14 protein-coding genes are annotated in these 14,001 nt (G+C 71.9%); 4 read left to right on the forward strand and 10 right to left on the reverse strand.

Features of this window, described 5'->3' with window-relative positions; genetic code table 11:
• The 4 genes from RCO28_RS16780 to RCO28_RS16795 all read right to left on the reverse strand — a co-directional run.
• The coding region (locus tag RCO28_RS16780; RefSeq protein WP_308941947.1) for a polysaccharide deacetylase family protein at positions 1-809 on the reverse strand (809 nt) is incomplete at its 3' end.
• A 250-nt stretch (positions 810-1,059) separates the two neighbouring features.
• Entirely contained in the window at positions 1,060-1,446 is a 387-nt protein-coding gene (locus RCO28_RS16785; protein WP_308941948.1) for a VOC family protein, read from the reverse strand.
• A 198-nt stretch (positions 1,447-1,644) separates the two neighbouring features.
• Complete coding sequence (locus tag RCO28_RS16790) at positions 1,645-2,907, reverse strand: Ig-like domain-containing protein (RefSeq protein WP_308942254.1); 1,263 nt, start codon at positions 2,905-2,907, stop codon at positions 1,645-1,647.
• Between the two features lie 183 nt (positions 2,908-3,090).
• A complete protein-coding gene (locus RCO28_RS16795; protein WP_308941949.1) occupies positions 3,091-3,465 on the reverse strand; it encodes a hypothetical protein in 375 nt (124 codons plus the stop codon).
• 108 nt (positions 3,466-3,573) lie between these two features.
• Here RCO28_RS16795 and RCO28_RS16800 point away from each other — a divergent pair, with 108 nt between their 5' ends.
• A complete protein-coding gene (locus RCO28_RS16800) occupies positions 3,574-3,837 on the forward strand; it encodes an LAETG motif-containing sortase-dependent surface protein (RefSeq protein ID WP_308941950.1) in 264 nt (87 codons plus the stop codon).
• Positions 3,838-3,846: 9 nt separating this feature from the next.
• Here RCO28_RS16800 and hutH read toward each other — a convergent pair whose 3' ends face one another.
• The 5 genes from hutH to RCO28_RS16825 all read right to left on the reverse strand — a co-directional run bounded on the left by hutH (position 3,847) and on the right by RCO28_RS16825 (position 10,264).
• The gene (gene hutH, locus RCO28_RS16805; protein ID WP_308942255.1) at positions 3,847-5,421 is read right to left on the reverse strand and encodes a histidine ammonia-lyase; all 1,575 of its coding nucleotides are present in this window, start codon (positions 5,419-5,421) and stop codon (positions 3,847-3,849) included.
• Between the two features lie 190 nt (positions 5,422-5,611).
• Complete coding sequence (locus RCO28_RS16810) at positions 5,612-6,766, reverse strand: GGDEF domain-containing protein (RefSeq protein WP_308941951.1); 1,155 nt, start codon at positions 6,764-6,766, stop codon at positions 5,612-5,614.
• A gap of 209 nt (positions 6,767-6,975) precedes the next feature.
• Positions 6,976-7,764, reverse strand: a complete 789-nt coding sequence (locus RCO28_RS16815; protein ID WP_308941952.1) for an enoyl-CoA hydratase-related protein — start codon at positions 7,762-7,764, stop codon at positions 6,976-6,978.
• 177 nt (positions 7,765-7,941) lie between these two features.
• The gene (locus RCO28_RS16820) at positions 7,942-9,066 is read right to left on the reverse strand and encodes an adenylate/guanylate cyclase domain-containing protein (protein WP_308941953.1); all 1,125 of its coding nucleotides are present in this window, start codon (positions 9,064-9,066) and stop codon (positions 7,942-7,944) included.
• Between the two features lie 268 nt (positions 9,067-9,334).
• Positions 9,335-10,264, reverse strand: a complete 930-nt coding sequence (locus tag RCO28_RS16825; RefSeq protein ID WP_308941954.1) for a biotin--[acetyl-CoA-carboxylase] ligase — start codon at positions 10,262-10,264, stop codon at positions 9,335-9,337.
• Between the two features lie 162 nt (positions 10,265-10,426).
• Between RCO28_RS16825 and RCO28_RS16830 the strand changes: the two genes are divergently transcribed.
• Both RCO28_RS16830 and RCO28_RS16835 read left to right on the forward strand, forming a co-directional pair.
• Complete coding sequence (locus tag RCO28_RS16830) at positions 10,427-12,025, forward strand: acyl-CoA carboxylase subunit beta (RefSeq protein WP_308941955.1); 1,599 nt, start codon at positions 10,427-10,429, stop codon at positions 12,023-12,025.
• A 16-nt stretch (positions 12,026-12,041) separates the two neighbouring features.
• The gene (locus RCO28_RS16835; RefSeq protein WP_308941956.1) at positions 12,042-12,251 is read left to right on the forward strand and encodes an acyl-CoA carboxylase subunit epsilon; all 210 of its coding nucleotides are present in this window, start codon (positions 12,042-12,044) and stop codon (positions 12,249-12,251) included.
• Positions 12,252-12,377: 126 nt separating this feature from the next.
• Here RCO28_RS16835 and RCO28_RS16840 read toward each other — a convergent pair whose 3' ends face one another.
• Positions 12,378-13,562, reverse strand: a complete 1,185-nt coding sequence (locus tag RCO28_RS16840; protein ID WP_308941957.1) for an SGNH/GDSL hydrolase family protein — start codon at positions 13,560-13,562, stop codon at positions 12,378-12,380.
• Positions 13,563-13,781: 219 nt separating this feature from the next.
• On the opposite strand from RCO28_RS16840, the gene mmpB reads away from it, so the two are divergent.
• Positions 13,782-13,910 carry a morphogenic membrane protein MmpB gene (gene mmpB / locus RCO28_RS16845; protein ID WP_308941958.1) on the forward strand — a complete coding sequence of 43 codons (129 nt, stop codon included), beginning with the start codon at positions 13,782-13,784 and terminating at the stop codon, positions 13,908-13,910.
• The last annotated feature ends 91 nt before the right edge of the window (positions 13,911-14,001 follow it).

Raw genomic sequence — 14,001 nt, forward strand, 5'->3', positions numbered from 1 at the left:
ACGGCACAGCAGTTCCCGGCTCCGCCGGGCAGCCGTAGGGGCGCTCCGCGCCCGTCAAACCCGGCACCGCGACGCTCCGCGTCGCAACCCCGAGATGCGATTCCTCCCGGCCCTGAACGGCCGGGGTTCCTCGCAAGGATTCCGCTGAACTGGCGCACGACCCCGTCGGCCGGCTTCCTGCCGGGCCGGTCCGCGGCGACCAGGAGGTAGCCGTCGTCCTCCGAGGCGCTGCGTGCGGCGGGCCGCTCGGCCCCGCACAGCGTGGGGACGGTGGTGGTCATCGGCATCCGCAGGAGGGAGGTCCGGAAGCCGTCGGCGCCCGCGAAGGCGCTCTGCGTGAGGTGGTGCTCCATGGCGCCGCGCACCGCGGAGGCGGTACCGAGATCGGCCCCGGTGTACGTGTGGGAGCCGATCTCGTGGCCTTCCGCCCTGATGCGGCGGACCAGGTCGGGGTGCTCGGCCGCCCTGGCGCCGTCGAGGAAGAACGTGGCGTGCGCGTCGTGCTTCGCGAGCAGGTCGAGCAGGCGCGGCGTCCACTCCGGGTCGGGCCCGCCGTCGTACGTGAGGGCGACGGTGCCCGCGGGCATCGAGGCCGAGCGCACCCGGTCGCCGCGGAGGGAGAGGACGGGCCCGGCGTCGGCCGCCGCCCGGGGCACCGGAGCGGTGCAGTCCTGCTTGGTCTTGGCTCCGTCGACCTCGTTCTGCACCCAGCCGTGGAACAGCAGGGCCCCGAAGAGGACGGACAGGGTGAGGAAGAGGAGCGGCCAGTGCGCCCGCGGATCCCGGGCCTGCTTGTGCCGTGCCGCCATCAGGTGGCGGACGCGGCGCCGGCGTCCAGCGGGTCCAGGCCTTCACGCGATGGCCCAGTCGACCACCCGTTCTTCACGCTCCAATCACACATGGGAGGCGAGTCTATTGATCTCCCGACCCGCGAATTGGGGCATTACCTGACAAGCATGACCATCGGAGAGCATGACCTGCCCCACACTTCGGGCGTCCCGTGCAACCTTCTGACGCCCCGGAAGGACCGCGGGAACGGTCAGGAATGGTCAGGAACGGTCAGGAACCACTCCCGTACGGCCGCGTGAGGATCTCCATGTTGTGGCCGTTGGGGTCGATGAAGTACGCGCCGCGGCCGCCGTCGAGGTGGTTGATCTCGCCGACTCGGCGGTGGCCGGGGTCCGCGTAGTACTCGACGCCCGCGGCCTGGATGCGGCCGAAGATCTCGGTGAACTCGTCCTCGGAGACGAGGAACGCGTAGTGCTGCGAGGTGATGGGGCCGTCACCCGTGTCCAGGTAGTCGAGCGTCACCCCGTTGGGGATCTGCACCGGGACGAACGGGCCGTACTGGGGGCCGACCGCGAGGCCGAGCAGGTCGGCGAGGAACGCGGCCGAGGCCTCCTTGTCGTGGGCGGCGACGATGGTGTGGTTGAGCTCGATGGTCATCTCTGCACCTCCACCCAGAACGCTAGAGGCACTCCCGGGGGCGAACCATCGGGAATTCCGCCTAGGGCCCCGGACCACCCGTTCGGGGACCCGGGGCCTAGGTCATGGCCGCTAGGACCGGTGCGCCCCCACGGACGCAGGCGGGCCCGCACCGGAGATCCGGTGCGGGCCCGCGTGCGTAGAGCGGCCGGAGAGGGATCAGGCGGCGGAGCCGGCCTTCCACTCGGACCAGTCCATGTTCCAGCCGTTGAGGCCGTTGTCCGGGGTGATCGTCTTGTCCGGGGAGTTCTTGACGATCACGACGTCGCCGATCAGCGAGTTGTCGTAGAACCAGGAGCCCGGAGTCTTCGAGTCGTTGGCGCCCTTGGCGTCGGCGAGGCCGACGCAGCCGTGGCTGGTGTTGGCCGAGCCGAAGATCGACTTGGCGCCCCAGTAGTTGCCGTGGATGAACGTGCCGGACGTCGACAGCCGCATCGCGTGCGGGACGTCCTTGATGTCGTACTCACCCTTGCCGTCGTCGTCGGTGAAGCCGACCGTGGCGCCGTTCATCCGGGTCTCCTTGAACTTCTCGGAGATCACCATCTGACCGTTGTACGTGGGGTTCTCCGGGGAGCCCGCGGAGATCGGGATGGACTTGACGGTCTTGCCGTCCTGCGTGACCGTCATCGTCTTGGTCTTGGCGTCGACCGTGGAGACCTGGTTGCGGCCGATCTTGAACGTCACGGTCTTCTGCTGGACGCCGTACACACCGTCGGCGCCCTCGACGCCGTCGAGGTCCAGCTTGAGGGTCACGGTGGAGCCCTCCTGCCAGTAGTCCTCGGGGCGGAAGTCCAGACGGTTGCCGTTGAACCAGTGGCCGACGACCTCCTGGCCGCTGCTGGTGCTGACCTTGATGCCGTCCTGTACGGCGGCCTTGTCGGTGATCGCCTTGTCGAAGTTGATCGACACCGGCATACCGACGCCGACGGTCGTGCCGTCGTCCGGGGTGAAGTTGCCTATGAAGCTGTTGTCGGACGACACGGTCGTGAACTTGGCGTTCTCGTGCGCCTCGCGGCCCTTGCCGTCCTTCGCGACGGCCGTGACCTTGTACGTCGTGCCGCGCTCCAGCTGGGCGTCGGGCTTCCAGCTCTTCTTGTCGGCGGCGAGGGAACCGGCGACCTCGGTGCCGTCGGTGGTCTTCATCGCGACTTCGGTGAGCTTCCCGTCACTGACGGTGACCTTGGCCGCGTTGTTGATGCTGGCCTTGTTCTCGCCGTTCTTGGGCGTGATCTTGATCTGCGCGGTCGACGTCTCCTTGGCGGCGGCCTCGTCGGCCTGGCTCTGCGACTTCTTGCTGCCGTCGCTCGCCTCCGCGCCCTCGTCACTGCTGCAGGCAGAGAGCACCATTACGCCACTGAGCAGGGCAGACGCGGCTATGAGTCCCCTGCGCCGCTTCCGAGCCGTCATCACACGCTTCTCCATCATTGCCGAATCCCCATGTCCCCTTGCGGGCGCCCGCGGAGGCAGTCCCGCCATGCTTTAGAACACCCATGGTGGTTCGTCCGGTTCCAGGTGCGTCGAAGATGTGGGGAAGACCACGTACGTGTGCCCGTATCTCTGCCGTTTCTAGCAGTACGTGTACGGGTGGTGGAACCCGGCCCCGGTTCAGACCCTCCCGGGCAGGGACTCCTCGCCCTCGTCCACCTCGTCGTCCACGTCCTCGTCCACGTCCTGGTCCACGTCCTCGTCCCAGTCCGGCTCGTCCGGGTCGTAGTCGACGGGCTCGCTGCTCCACGAGGCCTGGGCGAGCTCGACCCCCGGGACCTTGCCGACCAGGTCGAAGGGGTCGACCAGATACGCGAGGGCCTCCGCGCCGTCCTCCCGCACGGCCGACTCGGCATGCGCCCGCTCCTCGTCGGGCATGAACTCGTCATGCCCGATGCGGTCGAGGGCGGCGCCGGTGAGGGCGCCGGGGTCGCTGATGTCCAGGACCAGTTCGACCTTCAGCCGGACATAACGGGAGGTCTCAGGAGTGCTCATATGACGGAGCGTAAGGCGTGACCCCTCCCGGCTTTCCCGCGACCCGCGGCTTTCATTAGCATCAGCTCACACGGCCAAATCGCCAGTACCACAAGGGGGATCGATCCCGTGTCCGCCGCACGTCGCTCGCTGCTCACCACCACTGCCGCGGCATCCGTCCTGGGTGCCCTGTGGTTCGTCCCCTCCGCGAATGCGACGGCCGACCTGCACGAGGAACGCCAACGCGTCGAGAAGGCCTCCGCGCACTCCGAGACCCGCCTCGCGGAGACCGGTTCCGCGCAGACCACTCCGTACGTGGTCGGCGGACTGCTCTTCCTCGGCGCGGGCGCCGGCTTCGTGGCGTACTCGGCCCGCCGGGCCCAGCTGCCCTAGCCGCAGGCCTTACGCCAGGGGTCCGGTCACCGACTCCGCTGCCGCGACGAGCGCCCCGCTGCGTACGAACTCCTCGGCGCGCGCCAGATCGGGCGACAAGTGCCGGTCGGGGCCCGGGCCTTGGATGCCGGCCGCGCGGGCGGCGGCGATCACGGCGCGGGAGGCGGGCGCGGGTTCCAGGCCCTCGCGCAGCTCGATCGCGCGCGTCGCGGCGTACAGCTCGACGGCCACGATCCGCGTCAGACTCCCCACCGCCGTACGGAGTTTGCGCGCCGCGGACCAGCCCATCGAGACGTGGTCCTCCTGCATCGCCGAGGACGGGATGGAGTCGGCCGAGGCGGGCACCGCGAGCCGCTTCATCTCGCCGACCAGGGCGGCCTGCGTGTACTGGGCGATCATCAGGCCCGAGTCCACGCCCGGGTCGTCGGCGAGGAACGGCGGCAGGCCGTGCGAACGGTTCTTGTCGAGCAGCCGGTCCGTGCGCCGCTCGGCGATCGACCCGAGATCGGCGGCGGCGACGGCCAGGAAGTCCAGGACGTACGCGACGGGCGCCCCGTGGAAGTTCCCGTTCGACTCGACCCGTCCACCTCCGTCCCTGAGCACCACCGGGTTGTCGATGGCCGCGGCCAACTCCCGCTCCGCGACCGTACGCGCGTACGCGATGGTGTCCCGGCCCGCGCCCGCGACCTGTGGGGCGCAGCGCACCGAGTAGGCGTCCTGGACGCGCGGCGAGTCGTCCTGGTGATGGCCGGTGAGGCCCGAACCGGCCAGCACCTTCCGCATGTTGGCCGCCGCGGCGGCCTGGCCGGGGTGCGGGCGGATGGCGTGCAGCTCGGGCGCGAGGACCTTGTCGGTGCCGAGCAGGGCCTCAAGGGAGAGGGCGGCGGTGACGTCGGCACCGCGGTAAAGCAGCTCCAGGTCGGCGAGGGCGAGGAGCAGCATGCCGAGCATCCCGTCGGTGCCGTTGAGCAGCGCGAGCCCCTCCTTCTCGTGCAGCTCGACGGGGGCGATGCCGTGCTCGGCGAGGAGCTCGGCGGCGGGCCTCACCGTGCCGTCGGGGCCCTCGGCCTCGCCCTCCCCGATCAGTGCGAGGGCGCAGTGCGCGAGGGGCGCGAGGTCGCCGGAGCAGCCGAGCGAGCCGTACTCGGGGACGACCGGGGAGATGCCCGCGTTCAGCAGGTCGGCCATGGATCGTGCGACCTCGGGGCGGACGCCGGTGTGGCCGGAGCAGACCGTCCTGAGGCGCAGGAACATCAGGGCGCGCACCACTTCGCGCTCCACGCGCGGGCCCATGCCGGCGGCGTGCGAGCGGACGATGTTGCGCTGCAGCTGGGCGCGCAGCCCGTGGCCGATGTGCCGGGTGGCCAGCGCGCCGAAGCCGGTCGAGACGCCGTAGACCGGCTCGGGCCCGGCGGCGAGCGCGTCGACGATCCGCCGGGCCGCGGCAAGCGCCTCCACGGCCTCCCCCGCCAGCTCGACCCGCACCCCGCCCCGGGCGACGGCGACGACATCGGCCGCGGTGACCCCCGACGTACCGAGGACCACAGCGCCCCCCGAACCGGCCTCCGCACCGACAGCAGGCATATCCATGGTCAGCAGCGTACGGATCGAGCGGGGGCACGGGGGGCGGCTCGGCTGGGCTCACCTCTTGCGGGTTGTCGGAGCCGCCCCCACCAGTCCGCTCGAGCGCTCGCCCCCCGGCCCAGCTCGGCCCGGGCCCACCAGCCCCCGCCCGGCCCCGACCGCCCCCGTGAGGCGCCCCCGCGAGCTTGGCTCACCGCCCCCGGAAGCGCCTTCGCTCGCCCTCGCGCGGGGCCGGGCCCGGCTCGTCGGCCAGGCGGACCACCGGGTCGTCCGGGCCCTCGCGGCCCGCCACCACCGGCTTCGCCGAGCGTGCGGCCTTGGCCCGGTACTGGGCGGCGTCCGCGAGGCGGAACAGGCGGCGGGCCGAGCGCACCGGACCGATCGGGTCGCCGGTCGACGCCACCCCGCAGGCCACACCCTCGCCGAGCTCCAACTCGGCCCCGCGTACGCAGAGTTCATCGGCGACCCGGACCACCTCGTCGGCGCTCGGCCCCGTCGACAGGAGGCAGAACTCGTCGCCGCCGAGCCGGGCCGCGAGCGCACCGGGCAGCATGGCGCCGCACAGCGAGAGCACCGAGCCGAAGCGTTCGAGCAGCCGGTCGCCGACCGCGTGGCCCCGGGTGTCGTTGACCCGCTTGAGGCCGTTCAGATCGCAGACCACGAGCGAGACCACGACGCCCTCCGGGTCCGCCCGGTGCCGCTCGATCGCCTCGTCCAGGCGGGCGTCGACGGCACGGCGGTTGGCGAGCCCGGTCAGGGCGTCCGTGTACGCCAGCCGGCGGGCCTCCTCCAGCCGCTCGAACTGGGCGATCCCCGCCGCGATCACGGACGCCAGGACGGTCGCGAAGTCCGCGTCGGGCCGCCCGAACTCGGGGGCGTCGAGCGACCGCCCCACGTACAACTCGCCCCAGGCCAGCCCGTGCAGCACGATCGGCGCGACCACGCAGCTGCTCCGGCCGCGCCTGCGCAGCGCCGCCACGCGCTGGTGGCAGTAGCCCGCCGTGGTGCCCTCGCTCGGCCCGCGCGCCGTCTCGACCCACGCGTCCGGTTCGCCGCCCCCGGCCCACCGCTCGTGCAGGAACTCGGTGATCTCCGGGAACTGGTGCACCGGATACGCCTCGTCCTCGGGGAACTCCTCCTCGTCCGGGGCCCGTTCGCCCGCGTTGACGAGGACCCGGAGGCGGCCGCGGTGCCGCTCCCACACCGACAGTGCGGCGAAGCTCCCGCCCAGGGCCCGGCGCGCGCCCTGCGCCGCGGCCAGCCAGGACTCCCGCGGCGTGTGCGCGGCGGCCATGGCCTGCGCGAGCGCGACGACGGCCCGCAGCCGGTCTTCCTCCTCAGCCATCCTCCCAGGCTAGGGAGTTTCCTCCCGATTCGCCGCTTTCAGGCCGGTCACTCGGGGTGCCCCGAAGGGGCGCGGGGCTGCGACATGTGCGGCTCCGCCGCGGGGCGCGCCCAGCCACCCGCTACCGGCAGCCGCGGTAGGACCGGTCACACCGACCTTGACGGCGGCCCGCCGCGCCCCGGACGACGGCGAGGCTCGGACCACCTGAGTCACGGCCACACCGGCTTCCGCTTCTCGTTGAAGGCCGCGACCCCCTCGGCCCGGTCCCCCGAGAACGCCACCGCACGCCATGCCGCGTCCTCCACGTCGAGCCCCGCCCGCAGATCGAGCCCCTGGCCGAGGCGCAGGGCGCGCTTGGCCGCGCGCAGCCCGACCGGGGAGTTGCCCGCGATCCGGGTGGCGAGGGCGAGCGCCTCGTCCCGGTCCCGGCCGGCCTCCACGAGCTGGTCGACGAGGCCCAACTCCCTTGCCTCGTCCGCCTCCACGCGCCGCGCGCTGAACACCAGCTCGGCGGCGCGCGCGGCCCCGACCCGGCGCGGCAGCAGCTGCGTACCCCCACCGCCGGGGATGACGCCCACGGACACCTCGGGCAGGCCGACCACGGCGGTGGCGTCGGCCACGATCAGGTCGCAGGCCAGGGCGAGTTCGAAGCCGCCGCCGAGGGCGAAGCCGTGCACGGCGGCGATGGTCGGCATGGGGAGTTCGAGCACACCGGTGTACGCGGCGCGGGTGGTGGGCCGCTGGCGCACGAGCTCGGCGTCGGAGAAGGAGTTGCGCTCCTTCAGGTCGGCGCCGACGCAGAAGGCCCGCTCGTGGGTGGAGGTGAGGACGGTGACGCGTACATCCGGGTCGTCGCCGAGGGCGCGGCAGGCGGCGGAGATGGAGCGGGCCATCGCGGTGGACACGGCGTTCATGGCCTTCGGCCGGTCGAGCACGAACTCGGCGACGTACTCGTGCCGCCTCACGACGACGTGCTCCCCGAACCGCTGCTCTGACATGGCGCCTCCGCCCTGGATCACACTGGGACACTTGTTAACGGTCGTTACCAGCGGATCATGTCAGGCCGCGGCGCCGGGGCCAATACCTGCCCGGACACCGCCTCGCGGAGAGCACGCACGGGGCCCGGCGCGGAGCGCACTCACGGAGCCCGCGCGGCGAGCCCGCGCGGACAGCGCTCAGTCGCGGCGCGACAGCAGCCAGGGCTCGATCATGCCGAGGCCACGCACCGGCCGCTGCCACATCGGCTGCAGCCCGAAGCGGTACGTGACCGGCTCGGCGCCCTCCTTCTCGGCGCGCTCGGCCTCCGCGGCGGCCTCGGACTCGGAGGCGGGGGCGTCGCCGGTCCTGGTGAGCTCCTCGGCGAGGGCCCCGTCGACCAGGACGGCGTCCTTGGGCGCTATCGAGGTGAGCCGGCTCGCGAGGTTGACCGTCGTACCGAACACGTCGCCCATCCGGGTCGTCACCGTGCCGAAGGCGATGCCGACGCGGAGCTCGGGCATCGTCTCGTCGTTGGCCATGGTCTCGATCAGGCGGAGCGAGATCTCGGCGGCGGTGCCCGCGTCGTCGGCGGCGAAGAGGACCTCGTCGCCGAGGGTCTTGATGAGGCGCCCGCCGCGCGCGGCGACGAGGTCGGCGGCGGTGGTCTCGAAGGCCTCGACCAGCTCGCCGAGCTCCTCCTCCTCCATGCGCCTGGTGAGCCGCGTGAAGCCGACGAGGTCGGCGAAGCCGACGGCCAGGCGCCGGTCGACCATCTCCTCGTCGTCGGCGACCTGGACGACCCGGCCGGTGGCCGCGGCGAGCTGGCGCCGCCAGACGTAGACGAGGAATTCCTCCAGCTCGGGCAGGAGCAGCTCGACCAGCGGGTACGTGACTTCGGTGCGGGTCATGCCCGGCTCGGGCGGCTCGGTGAGGCCCTCCAGGAAAGAGTCGATCTGCCATTCGGCCAGGCGGGCGGTGGTCTGCCCGGTGGAGCGGGCCACCTGCACGGCCATCGCCTCGCTGAGCAGGCCCGCCTCGACGAGACCCGCGAGGCGCCGCAGGGCGAGCACGTCCGCCTCGGTGAGCGCCTTGGCCTGGCCGATGTCGGGGAAGCCCATGGCCCGCCAGAAACGGGACGCCAGCTCCATGGAGACGCCCGCGGTACGGGCCGCCTGGAAGGCCGTGTAACGCCGCTCGGCGCCGAGGATCAGCTGTTCGAGCCGGAGCGCGAGCGGATCGTCCGCGTGGTCGGCCGCGGCGTCGTCGGCATCCCGGGGGGCGGGGTGGGTGCCCGTGCCTGAGCCCGTGTCGTCGACGGTCACTGCGTGTTGCCCTTCCGGTCTGTCGCGGTCTGATAACGACCGGGCCCCACGATACGGCAGGTGTGGGGTGCCTCACGTATGCCTGCCCATCCCGTCCGTTCCGGGTTCGACGGGCCCCTGCCGGGGAACACTGCGCGGCCGCCTCGGCCCGGTGCGCGCGGGAGGGACGGGACGCACCGGCCCCTCCGGCCTGGACGCACCGGCCCCTCCGGCGCGGATCCCGGTACGTCCGCGGCCCCAGGCGCCGCCCGCACCGGGACAACGCCCGCTACTCCGCCCGGAGATGCACCACGTCCCCCGCGCCGACGGGCTCCCGGGCGCCCTCGTCCGTCGTGACGACCAGGCGGCCGTCCGTGTCGAGGGCCGTGGCCTCGCCGACCAGGGTGCGGTCGCCGGGGAGTTCGGCGCGGACGCGGCGGCCGAGGGTCGCGCAGCCCGCCGCGTACGTCTCCTGGAGGCGGGACTCGGCCGGGTCGCCGCCCGCCGCGCGCCAGTCGCCGTACCACTGCTCCAGGGAGCGGAGCAGGGCGCGGACCAGCGGGTCGCGGTCGGTGCTCTGCGCGCCCGCGAGGGCGAGGGAGCCCGCGCCGGGGACGGGGAGTTCGTCGGCGCCGAGCGTGACGTTGATGCCGATGCCGAGGACCACGCCGGCCTCCTCGCCCGCGCCGGCCCGCTCGGCGAGGATGCCGCCGGCCTTGCGCTCCTCGCCGTCGACCGTGACGAGGAGGTCGTTGGGCCACTTCAGGGCGGTGTCGACGCCGGCCGTGCGGGAGAGCGCGGTGGCCGTGGCGACCCCGGCGAGCAGCGGCAGCCAGCCCCACCGCTCGACCGGCACCTCGCGCGGCTTGAGCAGGACGGAGAGGAAGATCCCGGAGCGCGCGGGCGCCGTCCAGTTGCGGTCCAGACGGCCGCGCCCCGCGGTCTGCTCCTCGGCGATGAGCACGGCGCCCTCGGCGTCGTCCACGGCACGGGCCGCGAGGTCGACGTTGGTGGAGCCGGTGCTCGGCACGACGTCGAGCACGGTCCAGAGCCCGCCGGGCCTGACCAGCGCCCGGCGCAGCGAAGTGGCGCTCAGCGGCGGCCTGTCGAGGTCGGACCAGGGGCCCGCTCCGGTGCCGGGGGCGGTGCTCGGAGCGGAGGCGGACGACGGGTTCGACGAGGAGTCGGGCGCTGATCCTGAGGACTTCGTTGGCGTCATGCAAGACAGCCTAGGTGTGGTAAATGCCGCACTGCCGAGGCGTGCCCGCGCCATTACGCTACGGCTCAGTAGCTCGGCGAGTCCCCAGCTCAGCACTTGCCGAGTCGCCACCCCAGCGCACGTCCCCATGAACCCGTGACCAGCCAGGGAGCCGCACCCCCGATGTCCGAGCCGGAAGCGCAGAGCGCCATCGACATCCACACGACCGCAGGCAAGATCGCGGATCTGCAGCGCCGTATCGAGGAGGCGACGCACGCCGGTTCGGCGCGGGCGGTGGAGAAACAGCACGCCAAGGGCAAGTTGACGGCGCGTGAGCGGATCGAACTGCTTCTGGACGAGGGTTCGTTCGTGGAGCTGGACGAGTTCGCGCGGCACCGTTCGACCTCCTTCGGCCTGGACGCGAACAAGCCGTACGGTGACGGTGTGGTGACCGGTTACGGGACGGTGGACGGTCGTCCGGTGGCGGTGTTCTCGCAGGATTTCACGGTGTTCGGCGGGGCCCTCGGTGAGGTCTTCGGGCAGAAGATCATGAAGGTGATGGACTTCGCCCTGAAGACGGGCTGTCCGGTGGTCGGTATCAACGACTCCGGTGGTGCCCGTATCCAGGAGGGTGTGATGGCCCTGGGGATGTACGGGGAGATCTTCCGCCGCAACACGCATGCGTCGGGTGTGATTCCGCAGATCAGTCTGGTCGTGGGCCCGTGCGCGGGCGGTGCGGTCTACTCCCCGGCGATCACCGATTTCACGGTGATGGTCGACCAGACCAGCCACATGTTCATCACCGGCCCGGATGTGATCAAGACGGTCACGGGTGAGGATGTGGGCTTCGAGGAGCTGGGCGGGGCCCGTACGCACAACTCGGCTTCGGGCGTGGCGCATCACATGGCCGGGGACGAGAAGGACGCGATCGAGTACGTCAAGTCGCTGCTGTCGTATCTGCCGTCGAACAATCTCTCCGAGCCGCCGGCCTTCCCGGAGGAGGCGGATCTGGAGACGAGTGACGAGGACCGTGAGCTGGACACGCTGATCCCGGACAGCGCGAACCAGCCGTACGACATGCACACGGTGATCGAACACGTCCTGGACGACCAGGAGTTCTTCGAGACGCAGGCGATGTTTGCGCCGAACATCGTGACCGGTTTCGGCCGGGTCGAGGGCCATCCGGTGGGTGTGGTGGCGAATCAGCCGATGCAGTTCGCGGGGTGTCTGGACATCGACGCCTCGGAGAAGGCGGCGCGTTTCGTACGGACCTGCGATGCGTTCAATGTGCCGGTGCTGACGTTCGTGGATGTTCCCGGGTTCCTGCCGGGTGTCGAGCAGGAGCACACGGGGATCATCCGGCGCGGCGCGAAGCTGATCTACGCGTACGCGGAGGCGACGGTCCCGCTGATCACGATCATCACGCGCAAGGCGTTCGGCGGGGCGTACGACGTGATGGGCTCCAAGCACCTGGGTGCCGATCTGAATCTGGCCTGGCCGACCGCGCAGATCGCGGTGATGGGCGCGCAGGGCGCGGTGAACATCCTGCACCGGCGCACGATCGCCGCGGCGGACGAGTCGGAGCGTGAGGACGTCCGTACCCGGCTGATCCAGGAGTACGAGGACACGCTCCTGAATCCGTACACGGCGGCCGAGCGCGGCTACATCGACGCGGTCGTGATGCCGTCGGAGACGCGCCGCCAGGTTGTCCGCGGGCTGCGCACGCTGCGTAGCAAGCGGGAGTCCCTGCCGCCGAAGAAGCACGGCAACATCCCCCTGTAGGCCTGTAGGAGGACCGATGATCAAGGTCGTACGGGGCAACCCGACCCCGGAGGAATTGGCCGCCGCGCTGGCGGTGGTGCAAGCGCGGAGCGTCGCGCTGGCGTCCGCGGCGGAGAGTTCCGTCCCCGCCCCCTCGGACGCGTGGTCCGACCCGGCGCGGGTGGCACGCCATCGCCTGCCGCAGCCGGGGCCGTCGTCCTGGGCCCGCACGTACTGGCCCGGCTAGGGCGTTCGGGGCCTCCGGCGCCGAAGGGGCTGAATTTTCAGCCCCTCCGGCGTTTGAGGAGGCCCGTCCGGCAGGCCACGCGGCGCCAGCCGCATATCGGACGCTGCGGGAAGGGGCGGGGAGGGGCTAAAGCACGCGGGTCAGTTCCTCGGCCATCCGCACATACCCCGCATCGTTCGGGTGCAGGGCGTCCCCGGAGTCGTACTCCGGAGCCAACCGGTCCGGGTCGGACTTCGCGGCCAGCGCCTTGTCGAAGTCGACGTACGTGTCGTACTCACCGGACGTGCGGATCCAGCCGTTGACCTCGTCGCTGACGCGCGCCGCGTGCGGGCCCCAGTGGTCGGAGCCCTTCAGGGGCAGCAGCGTCGCGCCGACCACCCGGACGTCGCGCGCACGCGCCTGGCGGATCAACTCGCGGTGCCCGGCGATCAGTTCGCGGGCGGAGACGACCGGCGCCGGATGGAACGTCGGCCGGTCGTGCCCCTGCGCGTGCGCCTCGCTGAAGCCGATGTCGTTGAGGCCCTGGAGAACCACGGCCGTGGCGACGCCGGGCTGGTCGAGGGCGTCCCGGGCGAAGCGCGCCGTGCCGCGTTCGCCGTACCAGGACGAGTCGTTGAGGACGAGGTTGCCGCCGATGCCCGCGTTGAGCACCGGCCCCTCGACGCGTTCGGCGAGCGCGTCGGACCAGCGGCGGTCGGCGCCCGGTGTAGAGCCGAAGCCGTCGGTGACGGAGTCCCCGAAGAGCACCACCGCGCCCGGGCGGCCGGACGCGCCCCGCCCGTCCCGCACGTCGACGCCCGACAGGTAGTACCAGGACTGCGTGCGGTCCTGGAACTCCGCGCCCGAGACACTGTCCAGGCGGTCGCCCGCGGCCTGGTAGGAGTCCGTGAAGCCCTGCGCGTGGAACGTGGCGGGTCCGGTCGTACCCGCGAAGTACAGCGTGACCGCCACCGGCTCGCCCCGGCCGAGCGGGAGGCGGACCGCGTCACTGGCGATCCGGCCGTACGCGGGGATCTCGGCCGAGCGCGCCCCGCCGAACGTGAGCCGCCCGACCGTGCCGGGCTCTACGGCCGCGCCGCCCGCGCCACGGGCCACGGTGGCCCCGGTGATCCGCAGCGGCGCGGTGCCGTACGCGTTCGACAGCCGGACGCGGATCTCGTCGCCGGCGTGGGTGACGCGGACGATCTGGCGCACGCTCTGGTGCGAGAAGCCCTGCTGTGACCAGTTCGGCGTGAAGCCGGTGCTGGGCGACTGCGGCGCGGCGGTCCAGGCGGCGGCCCAGTCCTGCTGCGGCATGACGAGGTTCTGCATCACAAGATCCCTGTCTCTCATCAGCGAGCCCAATGGAGCCCTATCGAGCTCTGTCGAGCCCTGTCGAGCCTTATCGGGTCTGACGTTCCCTTAAGGCGCTCCGTACGCTAGCACCGGACCCCGCACTAAAGGAACCTTGTTCCCGATTAGCTAGGTGGGGGCTCAACTGAGTACGCGTACTCAGGCGCCCCCGCCCCCGCAGCCGCGACCATCGACCTCATGCTCTGGTCCGACCCGAAAGACGAGCCACCGGAGGAACTCCGGGAAACTCAGGCGATGTTGAGGCGCGCCGGGCTCGTCCTCGCCCTCGCGATGGTCGTGGCGATGCTCGTCCTGGGCGCACCCTGACCGCGACCCCACCCGGCACGGCCCGCGGGCACCGGCGCAACCAAGGGGCCGTACCCTTCGTCCTACTTCCTCGGGATGGACAGATCGAAAG

It is taken from the genome of Streptomyces sp. LHD-70, assembly GCF_031157275.1.
Taxonomy (GTDB): Bacteria; Actinomycetota; Actinomycetes; order Streptomycetales; family Streptomycetaceae; genus Streptomyces.

What these genes read in the sequence shown, in the direction of transcription:
- RCO28_RS16785 (WP_308941948.1), bottom strand. Translation starts at nt 1,446, where the DNA reads ATGACCATCGAGCTCAACCACACCATCGTCGCCGCCCACGACAAGGAG.
- RCO28_RS16790 (WP_308942254.1), bottom strand. Translation starts at nt 2,907, where the DNA reads ATGGAGAAGCGTGTGATGACGGCTCGGAAGCGGCGCAGGGGACTCATA.
- RCO28_RS16795 (WP_308941949.1), bottom strand. Translation starts at nt 3,465, where the DNA reads ATGAGCACTCCTGAGACCTCCCGTTATGTCCGGCTGAAGGTCGAACTG.
- hutH (WP_308942255.1), bottom strand. Translation starts at nt 5,421, where the DNA reads ATGCCTGCTGTCGGTGCGGAGGCCGGTTCGGGGGGCGCTGTGGTCCTC.
- RCO28_RS16810 (WP_308941951.1), bottom strand. Translation starts at nt 6,766, where the DNA reads ATGGCTGAGGAGGAAGACCGGCTGCGGGCCGTCGTCGCGCTCGCGCAG.
- RCO28_RS16815 (WP_308941952.1), bottom strand. Translation starts at nt 7,764, where the DNA reads ATGTCAGAGCAGCGGTTCGGGGAGCACGTCGTCGTGAGGCGGCACGAG.
- RCO28_RS16825 (WP_308941954.1), bottom strand. Translation starts at nt 10,264, where the DNA reads ATGACGCCAACGAAGTCCTCAGGATCAGCGCCCGACTCCTCGTCGAAC.
- RCO28_RS16830 (WP_308941955.1), top strand. Translation starts at nt 10,427, where the DNA reads ATGTCCGAGCCGGAAGCGCAGAGCGCCATCGACATCCACACGACCGCA.
- RCO28_RS16835 (WP_308941956.1), top strand. Translation starts at nt 12,042, where the DNA reads ATGATCAAGGTCGTACGGGGCAACCCGACCCCGGAGGAATTGGCCGCC.
- RCO28_RS16840 (WP_308941957.1), bottom strand. Translation starts at nt 13,562, where the DNA reads ATGCAGAACCTCGTCATGCCGCAGCAGGACTGGGCCGCCGCCTGGACC.
- mmpB (WP_308941958.1), top strand. Translation starts at nt 13,782, where the DNA reads ATGCTCTGGTCCGACCCGAAAGACGAGCCACCGGAGGAACTCCGGGAA.